The sequence below is a fragment of the Anaerosacchariphilus polymeriproducens genome, from assembly GCF_003363435.1.
Lineage (GTDB): Bacteria > Bacillota > Clostridia > Lachnospirales > Lachnospiraceae > Anaerosacchariphilus > Anaerosacchariphilus polymeriproducens.
Genome location: NZ_QRCT01000012.1, coordinates 86,543 through 107,639, shown reverse-complemented (window position 1 = coordinate 107,639; position 21,097 = coordinate 86,543). Strand labels below are relative to the sequence as shown.

Here is a 21,097-nt window from a genome sequence, read left to right as displayed (position 1 = left end):
AGTATTCTTTACAAAGGAAATCGATTAGCACAGTTTCAGTTCTCCAAAAATACCTTTCTGAATTTGGCGTCAGTTGGTTATTAAGAAAATTTAATATTTGTCCAAATGCATACTATAATTATTTAAAAAGTAGAAAAAGTTTTTATCGTAGTGAAAAGGCTCGCATACAAAGGTTAATGACAGAAAAATATCATCGTGAAAACGAAGTTTTATGATGCGTGATTATCTAGAAAATGATAATGGATAGTCCGTTCTGCACTTACCATTCACCTATACATGATAGAATTAGGGCTTAGGTCAATTGTGCGTAGAAAAAAACAGGCTATAAAAAAGGGACTTCCAGCAATCTAATATTCTAAATCGTGAATTTGATGTTGCAATTCCAGATACCGTATGGTGCACTTACATATATGCCTCAACCTGATTAAACCATGCAATATAATTGTACAAAATATCAATATCCTTTCCTATTTTCCTGGTTTCTTACTAATATTTTCCCGGAAGTTGGTTTCAAAAACCCACATATACACTTAAATAGAACTGTTTTCCCGGAACCATTTCTTCCAACAATACCACATATCTCACCTTGCTTTATTTCTAAAGAAACATCTATTATTAGAGAATTTTGTTAAATTAAGTAAATAATACTTTTTTGAATTCAAGCCGCTTTCGGAATGTATTATTTAAACGCCTTACATGACGATCATATTGTCCAGTTTCAATTAATCGTGCAATTACATACTGATTTAATAAAGGTACTGTACTATTATAGTTTTCGAATTTATTTAAATAAACTTTTAAAAGATGAGGCGGTAATATCATATAACCCACTCTTATTGATGGAGATAATGCTTTTGAGAATGTCCCAATATATATATCACAACTATTTATATCTATTGATTGTAAAGACGGTATTGGTTTCAAATAATACCTTAATTCACTGTCAAAATCATCCTCTATTATATAAACATTATTTTTCTGAGCCCATTTAAGTAATTCATATCTACGGCCAATTGAAAAAGTTGCTCCTGTTGGAAATTGATGTGAAGGGGTTAAATATATTGCTCTTACGTTAGAACTATTGGGTAACTTAGAAACTACAATACCATTTTCATCAACTGGAACAGTTTGTACATCTATGTTATTATTTCAAAATACTGCTAATGCTTTATTAAAACCGGGGTCTTCCATTAATATTGTTTCTTTTTAGCTCAATAGTATTTTACATATATAATCTAAAGATTGTTGAATCCCACAGGTAACAATAATTTGATCCTCTACACAATGAACTCCTCTAATCCGCTCCAAATATCTGAGTAAATTTTGTCGTAAATATAATTCCCCCTGCTTATTATGATATACTGAAATTTTAGCTTCCTTCTCCAACATTTCCAACGCTTCTAATGTATAACGCTTCCACATTCGTTTTGGAAAAAGGTCACTTGTATAGCTGCTATTTGTCAAATCATAAATAACTCCTTGCTCCACATTTATTAATTGTTTTTTTATTACATTTTGAGGCGCCTTGTTTTTAAATGCATCTAATTCGGATAATTTCGTTACTATATACCCTATACCCTTTCTGGATTCAACATATCCTTCTGCCAATAGCTGACTATATGCATTATCAACTGTATTACGACTAATATTTAATGTCTTAGCCAATCCTCTGCTACCCGTTAAAGTCTGCCCTTCTCTTAGTGTTCCATTTAAAATTTCTGTTTTTACTTGCTCATATATTTGCATATATAATGGTACTTTATCTTCCTTATTTAAATAAATCATAATATCTCCTGTTATGAAGTGACCTCTTGTCAAGTGTTAATTTCAAGAAATCCTTCTTTTTCTATATTTTTATTGTTCCAATGCCTGGAGCATATGGATAGAGCCTCAGACTTAACAGTTCCCGGCCTTGGCCACTCTGTTATACGTGGATCAGGTTTCCCTGCCAACAGGTCAATGGTCCGCCGTGAACTCTACTGTCTTATAGCGTGAAATCACAGTATTTAATTTTCCTCTAGTGTAAGCCTGTGCAGCTTCTACTAACAATCTCCTTAGATGGCTATTTCCAGCTTTTGTTATACCGTATTGACTCCGTTTTTCATCACTTGTATCTTCACTTGGTACCAATCCAAGAAATGCTGCAAACTTTTCGGGCTTCGCAAATCGTTCGAAATCTCCAACTTCTACTATCATTGATAACGATGTGTGCGTTTTTACACCTATAAGGCAACCAAGTTTTTTCACTTTTTCCTGATATCTTTCCCCTGATGCCAATTCCTCAATTCGTTGGTCAAGACGTTCTATTTTTTCTATGAAATACTCGTAAGTAATAAGATATTCATCCAATGTTTCTTGTGATACGCCTCCTAAATTTAATGACTTCAACCATTTCATGTGTGTAATTGTCCAATAAGATTTTCCACCTTCAAATTTTTTCCCCAGACGGAGCACTAATGCCAAAATCTGCTGTTTTGTTTTCTTTAAATTCAGTTTTTGATCATCTCTCATACGGATATATTCTTTAATCGAATTATCCTCATCTGTCGGTATGTACACCTCACTATAAGTATGAAACGCAAGACATCTCGCTATATTTCCAGCATCTCTTTTATCTGTTTTCACCCTATTGTTATTCGTTATTGCCATTGTTGTTGGTGCTAAAATAATGCATTTCACACCATGGTCTGTAAGCTGATGATAGAGTGAATACCCTAGGCATCCTGCCTCGTATCCACAAACAAAATCAATTTTCTCAGTAAAACGGTTTCCGAGCTGTTCTAAATATTTTAGAATCAGCTTGTAATCCGATGGCATTTTTTGCTGATACATAATTTTATCTGTATCAAAACTATAACAACAAACTGTGTAACTTTCCTTATGGACATCCATTCCAACGTAAACTATACTATTCATATGTGGCCTCCTATTGTATGCGGTAATCCCTGTTACCATTAGTCTTCATCAACTAATATTTTACAGGTAAATCCACGAATCTACAATTGTGAGGTCACTTCATATTGTCTTACTCAGTGGCACTATATTTTTTTTGTTTAGTGGTACTTTTATAAGTGCCAATAATAGTATATCATACTATAAAAATCGATTGAATTAAAGGAGGCATTTTTATGAAAGCAGGAGTAACAAGAGAAGAAGCCATTACTCTACTGAAACAGTACAACAAGGAATCGTTTCATTTATCCCACGCTTTAACAGTTGAAGCCGTCATGCGATATTTTGCAACAGAGTTAGGTTATGATAAAGATATAGAATTTTGGGGAATTGCAGGGCTTTTACATGATGTCGATTATGAAAGTTCTCCTGATGAACATTGCATAAAAGCTGCTGAATTAATGTCAGAATATCATTGCAGTGATGAATTAATCCATGCAGTTTGTAGTCATGGTTATCAGATTTGTTGTAATATTGAACCAGTTCATCAAATGGAAAAAGTTCTTTATGCAACAGATGAACTTACCGGTTTGATCGGCGCGCAGCGTCTAAAATGCGTCCTTCAAAAAGTTGTTGCGATATGAAAGTTTCTAGTCTAAAGAAAAAATTTAAAGATAAAACTTTTGCTTCTGGCTGTTCACGTCAAGTAATAAGTCAAGGTGCTCAAATGTTAGGATGGGACTTAGATGAACTATTTAACAAGACACTACAAGCAATGAGCACTTGTGAAGATAGGATAAAAGATAACTTGACTAAAATATCATAATCAATTTTTAATTAAATTTGAGGAGGGAGAGATGACAAAATGAAAGTTATAGAAAGAAATAACGAATCTAAAGATATAATCCTTGAACTTGTAGCAATTGCATTTCTTGCTACCGGCGGTATATTTGTAAAACTGAGCCCACTATCTCCAATCAACACTGGGTTTTATAGGGTATTATTTTCAATACCATTATTATTTCCTATGGCTTATAAAAACTTAAAATATTTAACAAAAAAAGATATACTAATATTATTTTTAGCGGGCTGCTTCCTTGCTGGCGATGTTGCACTTTGGAATCTTTCATTTAGTTATACTTCTGTCGCTAATGCAAACCTATTAACTAACTTAACACCTTTCACCGTTATACCAATTTCTTATTTTCTATTTAAAGAAAAAATACCTAAATTTTTCTTTGTTGGGACAATAATTACTTTATTTGGTATCTATATCTTATTAGGAGGTAAAGTTAGCCCTAATCCTTCAAACTATTTTGGAGACTTTCTTGCATTATGCGCATCATTATTTTATGCAAGTTTTCTACTAATTTCTTATCGTTTACGAGACAGAATCGAAAGCAGTGTTATTATGTTCGTAAGTGGGTTTGGAAGTGCCTTAACACTTTTTATAACCGCCTTTTTTGTTGAGGGTAATCAAATTCCTCATAGCCTTGATCAACTCTGGCCACTGATAGGATTAACTATTTGTTTACAAGTAATTGGACATAATCTACTTGCACATTGCCAGGGAAAAATTAATGTTAATTTATCAGCTATCATATGTCTTACACAGCCTGCTATTGCTTCGGTTTATTCATTTTTCATTTTTTCAGAAGTAATTTCCGTTAAAGAAGTATGTGGAATTCTAATTGTTATGTTAGGGGTTTATTTAGTAAAAGCACAGTACAAAAAAAATACACATCTAAAACAAAAAAAGAAAGCTGCTATACAGAAATGCTAACGATTTATATAATTGGTTTTAATATATTTCATTCTTAAGCAAATAAAATCGCTTGAATCCAGATAATTACTAGATTTAAGCGATTCTTTATATGTATAAAATTGCTTTTCGGTTACCCAACTTTTACAAAATACCACTTTTGAGCTCTATTACCATTATAATCGTTTAACTGCACTATGGCTCCATCTTCAGTATTTGCATCTCTGACATCTAAAACTTTTAAATTGTCACAAATCTTTGAAGCTATTAAGTAGGAACCATCATTATTAGTATTTAAAAATTTCCATCTTTGTGCAGCTGTAGCATTATCATCAAATATTTGTATCTTATTACCATTGATAGAATTTGAATCATAAACATCTAAACATCTATTAGAAGCACTGCACATAGCTATAACTTTATACCACCCACCTATTGCTTTTTTTATTCTAAATTTTTGAGATGAATTACCATTGGAATGCATTATTTGAATCTTAGTTCCATTTTCATCTTTCGCATCATAAACATCTAAATTTCTATGACTACTAGCACTGATAATCTGATACACCCCTTCTTCAATCTGTTCTTCAGGAAATGTTTCCAAATCAGCAGCATATGCAATATTTGAAATACCTCCTATAAAGTGAGGCATAGCAAACGATGTTAATACTGTAAACGATAATACTGTACTAATAAATAATTTTTTTATATTTTTAATCATACAAACTCTCCTTTTTACAATTTATAAACCTTTATGAAATGCATTACATAGACTATTATAATCAAACCCAGATAGATTCCAGGTTTGAGCGTCTTCTATACGTAAGCGACAAAAGGTTAATAATTACCCTACTTTAACCAAAATCCACTTCTGAGCATTATTACCATTATAATTCTGTAGCTGTACAATAGTTCCATCTTCATTCTTTGCATCTCTGACATCTAAGACTTTTAAATTATCAGAAACCTTTGATGCTATTAAATATGAACCATCTTCACTATTTTTAAAAAATTTCCATCTTTGATTAGATCCAGCATTATCATCATATATAATAATTTCAGGCAGCCTAGTATGTGGTGCATCTAAACATTTATTATTAGCACTACATTCAGCTATAATTTTATACCAACCTCCTAATGCTTTTTTTATTTTCCATCGTTGAGCAGAAGTACCATTTGAATAAAAGATTTGAACATGTGTATTATTTTCATCAACAGAACCAGCAACCTCTAAATTTTTGTAACTGGAAACACTAATAATTTGATAAACTCCCTCTTCAATATATTGTTCCGGAAATGTCTCTATCGTCTCCTTATTATTAGCTGCATATGCGATATTTGAATTTACTCCTATAAATTGCGGCATAGCAAACGACGTTAATACAGTCAATGATAATACCGTACTTACTACTAATTTTTTAATATTCTTACTCATACAATTCTCTCCTATTTTTTTTACTATTATTTGAAATGCATTTCATAGATTAATATAATATAAATTCTTAGAGAATTTTGTTAAATTAAGTAAATACTATTTTTTTAATTCTTAATTTTATCTTATTAGCGAAAGAATCTTACATATCACTATTTTGTTTCGGCATTCTTTCTTAAACTGCTCTAATCATTACTATATTAATTTTAACTTGCAAGCAAAATACCAAAAAACATAAACTATTTTAACGTCTATTTCAATCTAATTTTCACGGTCAAACCCACGATTGCCAGTATCAAAATACCCAGTCCCATAAATACCTTCACTAAACCAAAATTATCTGCCACCCCCCCTGCAATAGGGAAAAAAATAAGCATTGTTATCGAAAAGAACATACTGTTTACTGATATTAACGTAGCTCTTTGTGAGGAAGGAATCAATTTGTTTAACGAAGCAGATTGTACAGGATATAGCATGGAGCTGAAATAGCTTGCCACTATAAATGAAACTACTGCAATGAAAAGTATATCAAAACCGTAGGCAACCATAGAAACTGCAATAATCCCAGCACTCAGCTTTACTAATTTTGTTTCCAAGAGTTGATACATCATCTCACTACTAAGAGCCCCCAAACATGACGCCCCACCTGCCAGCAACATAATAAAACTAATCTCAATTTTATTTAAACCAAGGTTCGCAAAATACTGTTGGCTATAAAAAAATAGTAATGTATATGCTGCTAAAATGGCTGAGTAGTATCCAACAATATTTAATATTTTTTTGTTAGATTGCAAAATATGTACACTCATTTTAAAGTGTTGCAAAATTCTTTTTTCTTTTCCACTTTCCTTTGCTTTACCCTCATTTTTATGAAGTATTGGGGGCTCCACCATAAATAATAATGGCATTAGCGTCAGCAACGCAATCATCACACAAGCACTATAACACCACACATAAGAAAATTCAGCTAGAACCCCTCCTGCTACTGTAGCAATTGCCTGTGATATTTCAATGATTACGTTCAATCTTCCATTAAAGCGCATGTAATCTTGCTCTTTTCCTAACAGCTTCATGCTGTCATAAACAAATGCTTCCTCTGAACCAGAATTAAAATTATTCCCCATAGCCTGCGTAATAAAACTACATGCAAATAACCAAAAACTTTTAGAAAACAACATAATGATGCAGGATAATGCAATCAAAATACGGCTAATAATCATGCTCTTTCGTCTTCCAAGTAAATCTGCCATCGCACCTGAAGGAACTTCACAGATAATACTTGTTACATGATAAATTCCCTCCAAAACTCCAATTTGCATTAGGTTCATATCACAATAACCCAAATAAAGTACCCAAATGGAACTCTGCATATTCAAATTACTTATCAGGGTATATATGTAGTCCAATTTAATATTTCTATCTAATCGTTTTATAATTTTATCTTTTCCATTCATACGTAATCCCTCGCTTTTCTCTTTAAAAATTGCAATAAAAAACAGCCTATTCATATAAATCTCATTCGACTAATCGCCGCACTAAAATTTTATATGTTTAAACTGTAATCGGAATTACTTCAATCTATTTTACCTGAAAAAACCTTAAAAAAGAACGCAGTAATCCCGTAAAATAGCTAAAATGCATGTTTTTGACTGACTGCTGCTACTGCAAACAGGAATATAACCTAAACCGTTCATACTGCTGACTTCCTTTCTTTATTATTTAATATATTTCTCTAATAACTTTACACGGAACTCCTGCACCAACCCAGACATTGCTTCCAATTTCCACAGGTTCTGTACAACATGCCCTTTTCTTCTTTCTGCCGCATCGATAGCATGGTTCGATGTATAAATTCCAACCCTTGGATCAAATAGAACATACTGCTTAGATAGCTACAACTCTTTAACAACGCTTATATAATTCATTTATTAAAGTTTACCTATCAACTTATCATATCATTTAATAGACTTTCAATGATTAACTACTTCAAAAAAAGCTCAAATCAAGATAAATTCTAGGTTTGAGCACTATTTCATATTTAACTAAAGGCTTACTAATTAACCAACTTTAACTAAAATCCAATTTTGAGCAACAGTACCATTATATTCATGTAACCATACTTTATTTCTATCCTCACACTTACCTAATGAAACATCTAATACTTTTAAATTGTCAGATAGTTTTGAAACTATTATGTAAGAACCATCTTTATTCTTTAAGAATTTCCATCTTTGTGCAGCACTACCATTATCATCGTATATTTGTATTTTACTACAGTTATTTATATTTGAATTCTCTATATCTAAGCATCTATTTTCAGCACTTCGTAAAGAGATAATTTTATACCATCCAAATTTTTCTTTTTTAATTCTCCAAATTTGCGCAGAAGTACCATTTGTATGGTATATTTGAACCTGAGCACCATTTTCATTATTACCAAATACTTCAACATCTAAATTTTTATAACATGAAGCACTAACAATTTGATATACTCCTTCTTCAATAGGTTCATCAGATAATGTTTCTGTACTAGCAGCATATGCTATACTTGATATACCTCCTAAAAATTTTGGCATTGCAAACGATGTTAATACTGTTAATGACAATACTGTACTAATAGCTAATTTTCTCATATTTTTAACCATATAATCTTCTCCTTTTCAATTTATTATCTGAAATTCATTTCATAAATATTATAATTTAAAAATAAAGAGAATTTTGTTAGAAAAAGTAGATTAAATAAATTTTATTTTTGACTTATAAATTGATTATCAAAAACCTGTTTTATCGGCTTCTGTTATTTCTCTAATAACTTTACACGGAACTCCTGCTGCAATTACATTCGCAGGTATATCCTTAGTGAGCACACTTCCTGAGCCAATAATCGTATTATCTCCAATTGTAACTCCTTGGTTTATATGAACTCCTGCACCAACCCAGACATTGTTTCCAATTTTCACAGGTTTTGCATAACATGCCCCTTTTCTTCTTTCTTCAGCATCAATAGCATGGTTCGATGTATAAATTCCAACCCTTGGACCAAATAGTACATTATCACCAATTGTAATTTCACCACCATCAAGCATAACACAATCAAAATTTGCATAAAAATTATTTCCAATGGATATATTGTAGCCAAACTCACATCGAAAAGTTGGTTCAAAATAAACACCAGTACCTATTGATTTCAATAAACTTCTAAGAATTTCTTCTCGTTCATTATTTGATTTTCCAAAACTATTATTATATTCATTCGTGAGAAAAACTGTCTTTTTTCTCGCCTCAACTAACTCCTGCGTCAAATCATTATACATAGAACCTGTTATAATAAATCTCCGTTGTTCTTCTAAGTTCATGCTAAGTACCTCATCTAATTTATTTTATATGTAAACATTACCACATGAATGTTAATCTTTCAATTACACTTTTTCTATTTATTTCCATTATTGCAAATTTTGTTTTAGAAAATTCCTTTATAAAAACTTTAAAGTTGATTTAAGGTTCTTCTTTTATACTTCTTATAACAACCATAGGCAATGATTAATTTTAATTTATCATCGCCTAAATAAGCAATTATAAGAAAGGAGTTTTTATATGGACATTGCAATTATTCCTGCTTTCGATCCAGATGAAAAATTAATAAGTCTGGTATATGATTTACACAAAAAAGGAATCCGATATATAGTAGTTGTAGATGATGGAAGTACCAAGGAATCACAAAAAATATGGAAACAAATTGAGAATAACGTAATCCTCCTCACTCATGAAGAAAATAAGGGAAAAGGAATTGCAATAAAGACGGCATTGGCCTTTATATCCACTTTAAAGGATGTTGAAGGCATTGTCATTCTAGATGCAGACGGTCAACATCGCCCAGTAGATGCTCTCCGTTTATTACATTCCTTACACGAAAATCATTCTAAAATGGTTCTTGGTGTTCGGCGATTTGATGAAGAGATCCCCGTTCGCTCCTTGTTTGGTAACACCTTGACCAAGTATGTGTTTCGTCTCTTCAGTGGTACATGGGTGTCCGATACCCAAACTGGTTTAAGAGCATTTTCTATAGATATAGTTCCAGAATTATTAAAAGTATCTGGCAAACGATACGAATATGAGATGAACGTCCTTTTAACCTGTGCCAAAAAGAAGATTCCAATTACGGAAGTTCCCATTGCGACCATATATCACGATAGCAATAACTCCTGCTCCCATTTTCGTGCTGTGCAGGATTCAGCAAGAATATATGGTAACATCCTTGCATTTTCGTGTTCTTCCCTATTTAGTTTTTTATTAGATTATATACTGTTCTTTTTGTTTGTGCCATTATTTAATCTTTCTTTTATAGAAGGAACTGCTTTAATTTGTGCCAATATATGCGCAAGACTCATTAGTGGAGCATTTAATTATTATCTAAACAGTACCTTCATATTCCGTCATAAAGAAAATAGATTAAGATCAATTACTAATTACGCATTGCTCGCCTGTTTCATCTTAGCGTTAAATACAGCAATCTTATATTTCTTAAATAATTTCGTTGGAATGGATAAAGCACTTGCTAAATTAACAACAGAAGCAGCATTGTTCTCTGTTAGTTTTACGATACAAAAATTTGTTATATTCAAAAAGAAAAAAAAGGAGATCGTCTCTATATGAAGCAAAAAAAGAAATTGTTGCCAGTATGGCTAATTATAGTAATTGATTTATTGATAATTGCCGCATATACCGGTGGATTTTATGCATTTTATTATTTAACCCCAAGACAACTTGAAAGCAGTGGAATTAAGACAACCCAGGAATCTAGTTCCTCCTCCACTGAAAACAATACAGGTGCTTTAACAGATAGCACAGATTCATCGAAAACTACAAACACTACAACTTCTGAAAATTGGGCAGAAAAATTTGCTGACAAGTTCACAGATACCGTTGTTACAACCGATAGTTCCTATAGTAGTAGCAATATTTCAATAACCGTTAATAAATGTACCCAAGGGTCTGGTAATAATATTGTTACATACTATGTAGCCGATGTATATTTAGCAAGTATAGATAATCTACAAACAGGCTTTGCTGATGACACATATGGCGTAGGATATACCGATGATGTACTGGGTATGGATGAAGAATTTAACGCTCTTCTTGCAATGAATGGTGATTATTATGGAAATGGAAGTAATGGCGTAGTCGTTCGTAATGGTGAAGTATATCGAGAAACAACCAACGATTCTGATGTTTGTGTATTATATTATGATGGTACTATGAAGACCTATTCATCCGATGAGTTTGATGTTGAGCAAGCAATTGCTGACGGAGCCTATCAAGCATGGTCATTCGGACCTGAATTGTTAGATGAATCAGGAAATAGTAAAACATCTTTCAATGCAGATGGACATGTAAGCCAAACAAATCCTAGAAGCGCAATTGGATATTACGAACCAGGTCATTACTGTTTTGTAGTCGTTGATGGTCGTCAAAGTGGATATTCCATTGGACTTGATTTATTAGATTTCTCTCAATTATTCGAAGAACTTGGTTGTACCGCTGCTTATAATCTCGATGGAGGTAAGTCATCAGAAATGTCATTTAACGATACCTTTGTTAACCAGCCTGCGGATGGCGGTAGAGAAATTAGTGACTGTATTATAATTAAGGAGGTAGAATAAAACATGAATACTGTAAAAAGTCTTTTACCACATATGCTTATCATATTATCAGGAATATTTATTGTCTTTCTAATATTGAATAGTTACAACCCGACTATGAATTTTGTAACGAACTCCATCTCTATTAAGCTGTTTTGGGTATTTTGTATCTTATCAATTATGAATGCAATTTTAAATATAATATCGAATCGTAATTCATGGAGAAATAAAAAATTATGATAATTTCTAAATATAAAACGACCGACTATCAATGAATTAAAATAAATGTTCCGTTAAATTGCATCATCAGATTTGAATTTACAAAATATATAAGATATGATAAAAGAAACGGATTTACCGACGAAATATATTAGATGAAAGATTATTATTTTATTGTTTAGAAATGTAGAAAGGCTGGGAAAAAAGATGAGAATTTTACTTGCTGAGGATGAAAAGGAGTTATCTAATGCATTGGCAGCTATCTTAAAACATAATAATTATTCAGTAGACCCTGTTTATAATGGTGTGGATGCTCTCGATTATGGTCTATCTGAGAATTATGATGTTATTATTCTAGATATTATGATGCCAAAGATGAATGGCCTTGAGGTATTAGAAAAGCTTAGACAAAAAGAAATTCATACACCTATATTGATGTTAACGGCTAAAGCAGAGATAGAAGACCGTATTCAAGGGCTTGATATGGGAGCTGATGATTATCTTAGTAAACCATTTGCAATGGGAGAATTGCTAGCTAGAGTACGTGCCATGGGAAGAAGAAAATCAGAATTTACCCCAAATCTTATTGAAGTTGGTAATATCAGTTTGAACAAAGAGAATTATGAGCTTTCCAATGGACAAACTTCTTTACACCTTGGTAATAAAGAATATCAGCTGCTAGAGATGCTTATGGTGAACCCCAAGCGATTAATCTCAACGGAACAATTTATGGAACGAATCTGGGGTTATGATGCAGAAGCTGAGATTAATGTAGTCTGGGTATATATTTCCTACTTGCGTAAGAAGCTCTCATCTTTAGATGCTAATGTAAAAATCAAAGCAGTTAGAGGAATTGGTTATACATTGGAGGAATACGAATGATAAAAAAATTACAAAGAAAATTCATAATAATTACCATGAGCTCATTATTACTAGTTATGGTAATTATTGTAATATCCATAAACGGAATTAACGTGTATCAAATGTTTAAGAGTATCAATGGTACACTTCAAATATTATGTGATAACGAAGGACATTTTCCAACATCTAAGAAGAAAGCCGGTTTTCCTGAAAACCCAAATAATTTGGAAAAACCCCAGAAGCCTTCCGAGATGGATAATAATATGAATTATGGATTTAAAATAAATGAAGAGACGCCTTTTCGAACAAGATATTTTACAGTAACAGTGGATGAAAATGGTACTGCTATCAGTTATAACGTTGATCATATAAAAGCTGTATCTGCTGATGATGCCACTAGCTATGGTGAAACCGTATTTAGCACAGAAAAAGAAACCGGTTTTGTTAGTATCTATAAATATAAGATTGTTAAACAGTCCGATTCTTCCGGGTATCTGATAATATTTTTAGATTGTGGTGAGCAGATTGATAACGCGGAAACGCTACTATTAATCACCCTTGTTGTAGCAACTGGCACACTCTTACTTGTATTTATATTAGTGTCCGTATTCTCTAAAAAAGCAATTAAACCAATCATTGAAAGTACGGATAAACAAAAACAGTTTATCACAGATGCAGGACATGAGATCAAAACTCCAATTGCAATTATATCCGCTAATGCTGATGTTTTAGAACTAATGCATGGCTCTAACGAATGGATTACTAGTGTTCGTAATCAAACAACTCGCTTAGATAAACTAGTTAAAAATATGCTAATGTTATCAAAAATGGATGAAGGCAATATTCAGCTGGTATTCAATACCTTTTACATTTCCAGAACTGTTGCTGAAACTGCTGGCCCTTTTGCTACCATGGCAGATATGCAAAATAAGGAATTCGTAATGGATATAAAACCTGATCTAAAGCTTCACGGGGATGAGAGCAGTATCCAACAATTAATATCCACCCTGGCTGATAATGCTATCAAATATTCCAATGATGGTGGTACGATTAAAATCTCTCTATCTCAAGCAAAAAAAGGAATTAAACTCGAAGTCTACAATACCACAGATTCTATAGATGCGAATAACTTAGATAAACTCTTTGATCGTTTTTATCGTTCTGATTCCTCGAGATCAAGAGAAACTGGGGGGTATGGTATCGGTCTGTCCATAGCAAAATCTATTGTAGAGGCTCACCATGGGAAGATTACAATTAATAGTAATGATGGAAAATCTATAAGATTTACCGTTATTTTATAGAATTAGTCTTAATATATAGGTTAAAAGTCTAAATTTAGTGTATTGAGTGTTTATAACAACATCATACACGAAAAAGACTTTTGACCTATTTTTTTAGTATATTTTATCTTCTAAATCATTTTTCTTTGATTATATGATCAACACATCTATATTACCTATTAACAAATCAACCATTACCAAGTATAAATCCTGTGACTTTAAAGTTAATTTAAGGTAAAATTTTAAGTTCATTTAAAGTCTTCCTATTACAATATACTCATAAGATAACAACCGAAAACACTTAGGAGGAATTATAATGAATGCATATCAAGGCACATTTAAACGTTATGAAAAAAAGTATTTATTAAATGACAAACAATATTTTAAGCTCAAAGAAAAAACCAAAAATCAACTTAAGATAGATAATTATGGTGATATAACAATATGTAATATATATTTTGATACGCCAAATCGTCTTCTTATTCGCAGCTCTCTAGAAAAGCCTATCTACAAAGAAAAGTTAAGGCTAAGAAGTTATGGAATCCCAACACTTGAAGATAATGTCTATATTGAACTAAAGAAAAAATACAAAGGAGTTGTTTACAAACGTCGAGAACAAATGGATTTAGCAAGTGCTGAGGATTATTTATATAACTATAAACCTGTAAAGAAGGAAACACAGATTACAAAAGAGATTGATTGGTTTCTGAAGTTTTATAAAAATCTTGAACCTTCCATGTATATATCTTATAACCGTACTGCCATGTATGGAACCGAAGACCCAGAATTAAGATTAACCTTTGATAGTAACATCCTCTATAGAGAAGAGGATCTATATCTGGAGTCCGGTATATGGGGTAAGCCATTACTAAAAGAACGACAAAGATTAATGGAGATAAAAATACCCGGAGCAATGCCTATTTGGCTCTCCTATATCTTAAGTGAATTAGAAATATATCCTACTTCTTTTTCAAAATATGGTAATGGATACAAAGAAATGATAACGAAAGGAGAAATTAAATATGCTTAATTCAATCTTAACTACTACATTTTCAATGGAAACATTTTTAATATGTATTGTTGCATCCCTAATACTAGGAGCTGGAATTGCCTGGCTGCATAGCCGTTTTAATAACAGCAGTAAAGGTTTTATCATTACCATTGCCTTAATGCCTGCAATTGTACAGATGGTAATTATGCTCGTTAACGGTAATCTTGGCACTGGAGTTGCAGTTATGGGCGCATTTAGTTTAGTTCGTTTCCGTTCTATCCCTGGTAATGCCAAAGAAATCAGCAGTATCTTTTTAGCTATGACAATTGGTCTTGCAACCGGAACCGGATATATTGTTGCAGCAGTTATCTTCGTCATAATATTTGAACTATTTAATGTATTATATAATACAACCAAATTCGGTGAGCCCAAACAAAAAAGCAAAGAACTAAAGATTACAATTCCAGAAGGATTAAATTACAATGGAATCTTTAATGATTTATTTGAAAAACATACAACCAAAAATGAATTAATAAGTGTTAAAACAGCTAATATGGGAAGCCTTTATAAACTAGAATATCACATACAATTAAGAAATCCTGAAAATGAAAAGGCATTTATTGATGCCCTTCGTTGCAGAAATGGTAACTTAGAAATTACTTGTGGGAAAATCAGTTTTGAAAATATAGAACTCTAAATGAAAGAGATATAAATTAAACTATGAATCATTTTTCATAAGCATAGAAAGAAATGAGGTATTAATATGAGAATACAATGGAAAAAATATGTAATAATTACTACAATAATAGCTACTTTATTAACTGGATGTGGCTCTAAACAATCCAGCGGAACTACTACAAGCTCTACTAACTCAGTAACAGACTCAAGCACATCTTCATCGACGACGTCTACAACGGCTACTGCGATGTCACTCTCTACATCCCAAGTAGTGATAGATAAAGAATTCTCAGATAGGGACTTAGATTCAAGTTATGATGACAGTAACGCTGTTCACATAACATTAAATGACAGCAGCATAGAAGCAGATAGCGAAAGTGGTTTAACAATAGCTCAAAACACACTTACTATTACAAAGGAAGGTACTTATGTAATTAGTGGTACTTTAAATGATGGAAATATTATAGTAGACGCAGATGATACTGCAAAGATACAGATCGTGCTAAACGGGGTAACTATCACCTCATCAGATTATGCACCAATCTACGTAAAAACTGCAGACAAAGTATTTATCACATTAGCCGAGAATACTGATAATAGCCTAACGGATGGTTCTGAGTACGTACAAACAGATGATACCTCTGTAGATGGGGTAATCTTTAGTAAGGCAGATTTAACTCTTAACGGTAATGGTACACTTAATATAACTGGTAATTACAAACACGGTATCGCATCAAAAGATGATCTTATTATTACAAGCGGTACTTATAATATCACTGCTGTTAAAGACGGCTTAAATGGAAAAGATGCCGTTAAAGTGAAAGATGGTACTATAACCATATCTGTAACCGATGGAGATGGAATTCAATCTAAAAATGGAGATGATTCTACAAAAGGGTATGTATATATTTGTGATGGAACAATCAATATCAAAAACTCTCAAGAAGGGATTGAAGGAACTGCTATCTTAATCGAAAATGGTACCATTGATATCGTTGCTAATGACGATGGAATTAATGCAACTAGCGAAAGCAAAGGCGATGGTGATTTTGGAGGAAAAGGCGGCGGTACCTTTGAAAATGATACCAATGTTTACCTTTCTATCTCAGGTGGAACAATAACCATAGATGCTTCTGGAGATGGTATTGATAGTAATGGTTCCGTAATAATATCTGGTGGTACTACGATTGTAAATGGACCTACTAATTCCGGTAATGCAGGTTTTGATTATAATGGAACTGCAGATATCAGTGGAGGAACCATATTAGTTGCTGGAAGTGCTGGAATGGCGCAAGGATTTTCTGATACTTCTACACAATATTCTATCCTTTATAACTTCTCTTCTGTTAGCGAAGCAGGTACCGAAGTGAGCTTAACGGATGCAGATGGAAACAAAATATATTCCTATACACCAACAAAACAGTATCAATCTATCGTAATCAGTACTCCAGACCTCAAAAAAGATGCAACCTATACTTTAACAAGCGGCTCTCAAAGTGAAGAAATAACTCTTTCTTCTGTGATTACCAGTGGCGGAGAACAATCCGTTGGTGGACATGGTGGTGACCAAGGTGGTAGAGGAATGAAGAAGTTCCAAGATGGCGGTCAAGCACCAGATATGGGCGGAACAGGTAATTCTGAGACAACAGATTCTGGAAGTTCGAATTAAGATAGTATAAAATTAAAAAACCGTCAGTCATACATCTGTGACTGACGGTAAACTAACTCCATATAGCCATGAAAGTAGATAAGAAAGTAAAAAATGCAAGATACACAAAAGAGTTAGCTCCGCAAATTTTGCATCTTGTCAGATAAACTTACTTGATTTTGCAAAACATCAATGCGTAAAATATTGCACATTTTTTTAGGCTCTTCAAAGCAAGGGCTGTGTGCAGAATTTTCAAATGTGTAAAAACCTTTTATGGGCGCCTTTAGTGCCGTTAAAAAGTCCTTTGCAACTACATAAGATGTTTGATAGTCATGCCTTCCTTGGAAAATATATACTGGCACCTGCAAGCATGATACCTGCTTTGTAGCTTAAAATTTATCTCTGCTTCACATACAAATAATCATTAAAACAACTTAAATTAACCTTATGACCTAAAAAGTTAACGAACTTAAAAGTGTACTCAAGTATACTTGAATTTTTCGAAAAGCAAAATCGCTCAAACCCTTATAAAATCTAGGTTTGAGCGATAATCAAAAAGCGCGAGACGGGAATCGAACCCGCGACCCCCTCCTTGGCAAGGAGGTGCTCCACCGCTGAGCCACTCGCGCATATCATATGAAATTCCACCTAACACCAAACTCGAAAATACCTCGTTAAGTGCTCTTTCGGGGTAACACTATGGTCACTAACCTCAAACTTCGCCTTGCTCGTTTTCGCTAAGTGTCCAAGCGTGCTTTCGCACTAAACTCGCAAATACCTCGTTAAGTGCTCAATGCAAGCGGGTGATGGGAATCGAACCCACGTATCTAGCTTGGAAGGCTAGTGTTCTACCATTGAACTACACCCGCATATGATTTTGCCTTATTCGGCAATGCCCAGAGCCGGAATCGAACCAGCGACACGAGGATTTTCAGTCCTCTGCTCTACCAACTGAGCTATCTGGGCTTATTTCTAAAATTCAGAAATAAAAGATACACAATTTATTATCAAGCAAGAATACTAACAAAATATGTATTCGATGCCGGCGACCGGAATCGAACCGGTACGGGAGATTAGTCCCGCAGGATTTTAAGTCCTGTGCGTCTGCCAGTTCCGCCACGCCGGCTAGTGATGCGATACTTAAATGGATGGAGAAGGATTCGAACCTTCGAAGGCGATGCCAACAGATTTACAGTCTGCCCCCTTTGGCCACTCGGGAACCCATCCATGTCATTTTGTCCTGACAATATATAGTTATACCATAATTCTACTTAGAACGCAAGTCCAAATTTGTATTTTTATTAAAATTATTACCACTCACTACCTCTTTACAACATTGCCCCATTGTCCGAAGCGTGAACGGTAATATAATTTGTTAAATCAAAATATTATCATTGTTTCTATACAACACTACTGCTGTCTTTTCGTCTAAATCCAAAATTACTTTTCCACTTTGTACCAAGACATCAATAGACTCATTAGAATATCCAAACTGGTCCGTCTGCATTATCTGCTGCATAATAACTTCCGGTTCTTCTGGTATTCCAATCGGCCAGACATCCACTTCCACACAAATTTGGTAGTCATTATTATTAACAGCTATCACCAACTGTTCAATTCGATTAAATCTTCCATAGACTAATAAATTATAATCTTCTTTCAAAAACATGAAAGAACCATTACGTAAAGCTGAATGTTTACGTCGAATCGCAATCATTGCCTTATGAAAATCAATAAGTTCCAAATCCTCCTGACCCCACGGGTATGTACGGCGATTGTCCGGATCCGTAAATCCACAAACACCGGCTTCATCTCCGTAGTAAATAGTCGGAGCTCCAGGCCAAGTCATCTGGATAACAACTGCTTCTTTCAAAACAGACTTCTCAACATTTTCACTAGCCGCATCTGAACCTAATGAACCCACTCTTCCTACAATACGATTCGTACGCGTTAAAAATCTGGAATGATCATGATTCGATATCTCATTCATGGAACAATGAAGTGAAGGCGCCATCATATTATTCATATGGTATTGCATAGCACCCTTAAAGTGATGTATATTTCCTAATAAATCTCCTCTGAATTCATCACTATGCTTTTCCATCCCTGTCAAAAACCAAGTCAACGGTTCCATAAAAGCATCGTAGTTCATAATCGTATCCCATTGGTCACCCTGCAGCCACGAGGAAGGATCTCCATAATGTTCTGCCAAAATTATAGCCTGAGGATTACTTTCTTTCACTACTCTTCGAAATTCCTGCCAAAAATAATGATTATATTCCTGTGTCATTCCTAAATCTGCAGCTACATCAAGTCTCCAGCCATCTGCATTAAATGGAGGTGATACCCATTTGGCAGCAATATCTAAAATATATTTACAAAGCTCATCCGATTCTTCATAATTTAATTTAGGTAACGTATCATGTCCCCACCAACCATCATAACTCCAATTATAAGGCCAATTGTTTGGTTCATGAAATCGAAAAAAACTTCGGTAAGGGCTATCCTCAGATATATATGCGCCCTTTTCATATCCTTCTTGTCCTTCATAGATACGCTCTCTATCCAGCCATTTATTAAAAGAACCACAATGATTGAAGACACCATCCAATATTACCTTAATTCCTCTTTTATGAGCTTCATTGACTAATTCTATAAATAATTGATTACTAGCTTCCAAATTAGCTTTATTGGTTACTCTTTGTATATATTTACTTGCATGTCTGTTCTCTTTATCCCAGTATTCCAGAACATCTCCGCCATCACTAACTATTTTCCCAAAATGAGGATCTATATAATCATAATCTTGAATATCATATTTATGGTTCGACGGTGATACAAATAATGGATTAAAATAAATCGCTTCAATCCCTAAATCCTGCAAATAATCAAGTTTATCTAAAACCCCCTGCAAATCTCCTCCGTAAAATTCACGGACTCCCATAATTGCAGGCGGCTTGTTCCAGTCCTCGACCTTTATTGTTCCATCTGCAATGTATTCATATTCTCTGGTCTCTACATCATTAGACTTATCTCCATTATAGAAACGGTCTGTGAAAATTTGATACATCACAGCTCCTTTCGCCCATTTCGGCACAGAAAAACCTGGTGCTATTCTAAAATAATAATGTTCTGTGGGCTCAATAACTACACCTCTGCTATCATAAAAGCAAATCATACTCCCGGATTCTATCTGAAAGTAATAACTAACTACCTGATCCGTCAATTGAAGAGCTCCTTCATAATAATCAAACAGACCATGAGAAGCCGCCTTTTTCATTAGAACCAGTTCGCCTTCACAAACAATCCATACACGATCTACGTTATTCTTAGCTGTTCTAAATTTTATAACAACATGTTCAAAACATTCCGGTTCCTCCGGATTACGATATTCTGATGTCCCATCGCTGAACATGGCCTTTTTGTTCAATGGCATTCTGACATTCATAATATATGATGTTTTAATTTCTATCTCTCTAAATGATTGATAATTCATAATATCGCCCTCTGTCCTGTTTATTCCTAGTTTGTTGTTTCTATTAATTATAACCCAAATCAAGTTTTATATAAAGGGAACAACCTATTTATTTCATAACATAAATTCTTATAAAGTAAAAAAGACAGCCTTTCGATCTGCTGTCTTTTTAGGAGAAGGTATTTCTTTCTTATGGGGTGTAGCAAAAACTATATAATGT

At 33.5% G+C, this 21,097-nt stretch carries 19 protein-coding genes, 5 tRNA genes and 1 pseudogene; 10 read left to right on the top strand and 15 right to left on the bottom strand.

Annotation, left to right across the window (positions count from 1 at the left end):
- Positions 1 to 454 precede the first annotated feature (454 nt).
- The 4 genes from DWV06_RS19000 to DWV06_RS03310 all read right to left on the bottom strand — a co-directional run bounded on the left by DWV06_RS19000 (position 455) and on the right by DWV06_RS03310 (position 2,916).
- A complete protein-coding gene (locus DWV06_RS19000; RefSeq protein WP_235828893.1) occupies positions 455 to 571 on the bottom strand; it encodes an ATP-binding cassette domain-containing protein in 117 nt (38 codons plus the stop codon).
- 62 nt (positions 572 to 633) lie between these two features.
- Positions 634 to 822 carry a hypothetical protein gene (locus DWV06_RS18785; protein ID WP_235828889.1) on the bottom strand — a complete coding sequence of 63 codons (189 nt, stop codon included), beginning with the start codon at positions 820 to 822 and terminating at the stop codon, positions 634 to 636.
- Between the two features lie 384 nt (positions 823 to 1,206).
- Positions 1,207 to 1,785: a GntR family transcriptional regulator gene (locus DWV06_RS18780; RefSeq protein WP_235828888.1), complete on the bottom strand. Its 579-nt coding sequence runs from the start codon at positions 1,783 to 1,785 to the stop codon at positions 1,207 to 1,209.
- A 171-nt stretch (positions 1,786 to 1,956) separates the two neighbouring features.
- Positions 1,957 to 2,916, bottom strand: a complete 960-nt coding sequence (locus DWV06_RS03310; RefSeq protein ID WP_235828887.1) for an IS110 family RNA-guided transposase — start codon at positions 2,914 to 2,916, stop codon at positions 1,957 to 1,959.
- Between the two features lie 212 nt (positions 2,917 to 3,128).
- Here DWV06_RS03310 and DWV06_RS03305 point away from each other — a divergent pair.
- Positions 3,129 to 3,718 (top strand): annotated as a pseudogene (locus DWV06_RS03305) (HDIG domain-containing metalloprotein).
- Between the two features lie 39 nt (positions 3,719 to 3,757).
- Positions 3,758 to 4,675, top strand: a complete 918-nt coding sequence (locus tag DWV06_RS03300) for a DMT family transporter (protein WP_115480740.1) — start codon at positions 3,758 to 3,760, stop codon at positions 4,673 to 4,675.
- A gap of 112 nt (positions 4,676 to 4,787) precedes the next feature.
- On the opposite strand, the gene DWV06_RS03295 is transcribed toward DWV06_RS03300, so the two are convergent.
- From DWV06_RS03295 to DWV06_RS03270, 5 genes are all read right to left on the bottom strand, one after another.
- Positions 4,788 to 5,375 carry an RICIN domain-containing protein gene (locus tag DWV06_RS03295; RefSeq protein ID WP_115480739.1) on the bottom strand — a complete coding sequence of 196 codons (588 nt, stop codon included), beginning with the start codon at positions 5,373 to 5,375 and terminating at the stop codon, positions 4,788 to 4,790.
- Positions 5,376 to 5,498: 123 nt separating this feature from the next.
- Positions 5,499 to 6,089, bottom strand: coding sequence for an RICIN domain-containing protein (locus tag DWV06_RS03290; protein WP_115480738.1), 591 nt, complete (start codon positions 6,087 to 6,089; stop codon positions 5,499 to 5,501).
- Positions 6,090 to 6,337: 248 nt separating this feature from the next.
- On the bottom strand, positions 6,338 to 7,594 hold the full coding sequence (locus DWV06_RS03285) for an MFS transporter (protein ID WP_235828886.1): 1,257 nt from the start codon (positions 7,592 to 7,594) through the stop codon (positions 6,338 to 6,340).
- A gap of 549 nt (positions 7,595 to 8,143) precedes the next feature.
- Positions 8,144 to 8,731: an RICIN domain-containing protein gene (locus DWV06_RS03275; protein WP_115480737.1), complete on the bottom strand. Its 588-nt coding sequence runs from the start codon at positions 8,729 to 8,731 to the stop codon at positions 8,144 to 8,146.
- 126 nt (positions 8,732 to 8,857) lie between these two features.
- Positions 8,858 to 9,442: a sugar O-acetyltransferase gene (locus tag DWV06_RS03270; protein ID WP_115480736.1), complete on the bottom strand. Its 585-nt coding sequence runs from the start codon at positions 9,440 to 9,442 to the stop codon at positions 8,858 to 8,860.
- Positions 9,443 to 9,680: 238 nt separating this feature from the next.
- Here DWV06_RS03270 and DWV06_RS03265 point away from each other — a divergent pair, with 238 nt between their 5' ends.
- The 8 genes from DWV06_RS03265 to DWV06_RS03230 all read left to right on the top strand — a co-directional run bounded on the left by DWV06_RS03265 (position 9,681) and on the right by DWV06_RS03230 (position 17,423).
- Positions 9,681 to 10,739, top strand: coding sequence for a bifunctional glycosyltransferase family 2/GtrA family protein (locus tag DWV06_RS03265; RefSeq protein WP_115480735.1), 1,059 nt, complete (start codon positions 9,681 to 9,683; stop codon positions 10,737 to 10,739).
- Entirely contained in the window at positions 10,736 to 11,746 is a 1,011-nt protein-coding gene (locus DWV06_RS03260) for a phosphodiester glycosidase family protein (RefSeq protein ID WP_115480734.1), read from the top strand. Before DWV06_RS03265 ends, DWV06_RS03260 begins: the two co-directional genes overlap by 4 nt.
- A 3-nt stretch (positions 11,747 to 11,749) precedes the next feature.
- The gene (locus DWV06_RS03255) at positions 11,750 to 11,965 is read left to right on the top strand and encodes a hypothetical protein (RefSeq protein WP_115480733.1); all 216 of its coding nucleotides are present in this window, start codon (positions 11,750 to 11,752) and stop codon (positions 11,963 to 11,965) included.
- Between the two features lie 186 nt (positions 11,966 to 12,151).
- A complete protein-coding gene (locus tag DWV06_RS03250; protein WP_115480732.1) occupies positions 12,152 to 12,826 on the top strand; it encodes a response regulator transcription factor in 675 nt (224 codons plus the stop codon).
- Positions 12,823 to 14,106, top strand: a complete 1,284-nt coding sequence (locus tag DWV06_RS03245) for a sensor histidine kinase (protein ID WP_115480731.1) — start codon at positions 12,823 to 12,825, stop codon at positions 14,104 to 14,106. The genes DWV06_RS03250 and DWV06_RS03245 overlap by 4 nt, the downstream gene beginning before the upstream one ends.
- Before the next feature lie 295 nt (positions 14,107 to 14,401).
- Positions 14,402 to 15,115 carry a polyphosphate polymerase domain-containing protein gene (locus DWV06_RS03240; RefSeq protein ID WP_115480730.1) on the top strand — a complete coding sequence of 238 codons (714 nt, stop codon included), beginning with the start codon at positions 14,402 to 14,404 and terminating at the stop codon, positions 15,113 to 15,115.
- Positions 15,108 to 15,773 (top strand): DUF4956 domain-containing protein, encoded by a 666-nt coding sequence (locus tag DWV06_RS03235; protein WP_115480729.1) that lies wholly within the window; start codon positions 15,108 to 15,110, stop codon positions 15,771 to 15,773. The genes DWV06_RS03240 and DWV06_RS03235 overlap by 8 nt, the downstream gene beginning before the upstream one ends.
- Before the next feature lie 66 nt (positions 15,774 to 15,839).
- Positions 15,840 to 17,423 carry a carbohydrate-binding domain-containing protein gene (locus tag DWV06_RS03230; RefSeq protein WP_115480728.1) on the top strand — a complete coding sequence of 528 codons (1,584 nt, stop codon included), beginning with the start codon at positions 15,840 to 15,842 and terminating at the stop codon, positions 17,421 to 17,423.
- Positions 17,424 to 17,959: 536 nt separating this feature from the next.
- Here DWV06_RS03230 and DWV06_RS03220 read toward each other — a convergent pair.
- The 6 genes from DWV06_RS03220 to DWV06_RS03195 all read right to left on the bottom strand — a co-directional run bounded on the left by DWV06_RS03220 (position 17,960) and on the right by DWV06_RS03195 (position 20,898).
- Positions 17,960 to 18,031, bottom strand: a tRNA-Gly gene (locus tag DWV06_RS03220).
- Between the two features lie 169 nt (positions 18,032 to 18,200).
- Positions 18,201 to 18,271 (bottom strand) — tRNA-Gly (locus DWV06_RS03215).
- A gap of 24 nt (positions 18,272 to 18,295) precedes the next feature.
- Positions 18,296 to 18,368: transfer RNA gene (locus DWV06_RS03210), tRNA-Phe, on the bottom strand.
- Positions 18,369 to 18,442: 74 nt separating this feature from the next.
- Positions 18,443 to 18,528 (bottom strand) — tRNA-Leu (locus tag DWV06_RS03205).
- A 19-nt stretch (positions 18,529 to 18,547) separates the two neighbouring features.
- Positions 18,548 to 18,629, bottom strand: a tRNA-Tyr gene (locus tag DWV06_RS03200).
- A gap of 148 nt (positions 18,630 to 18,777) precedes the next feature.
- Entirely contained in the window at positions 18,778 to 20,898 is a 2,121-nt protein-coding gene (locus DWV06_RS03195; RefSeq protein ID WP_115480727.1) for a glycoside hydrolase family 13 protein, read from the bottom strand.
- Positions 20,899 to 21,097: the final 199 nt, after the last annotated feature.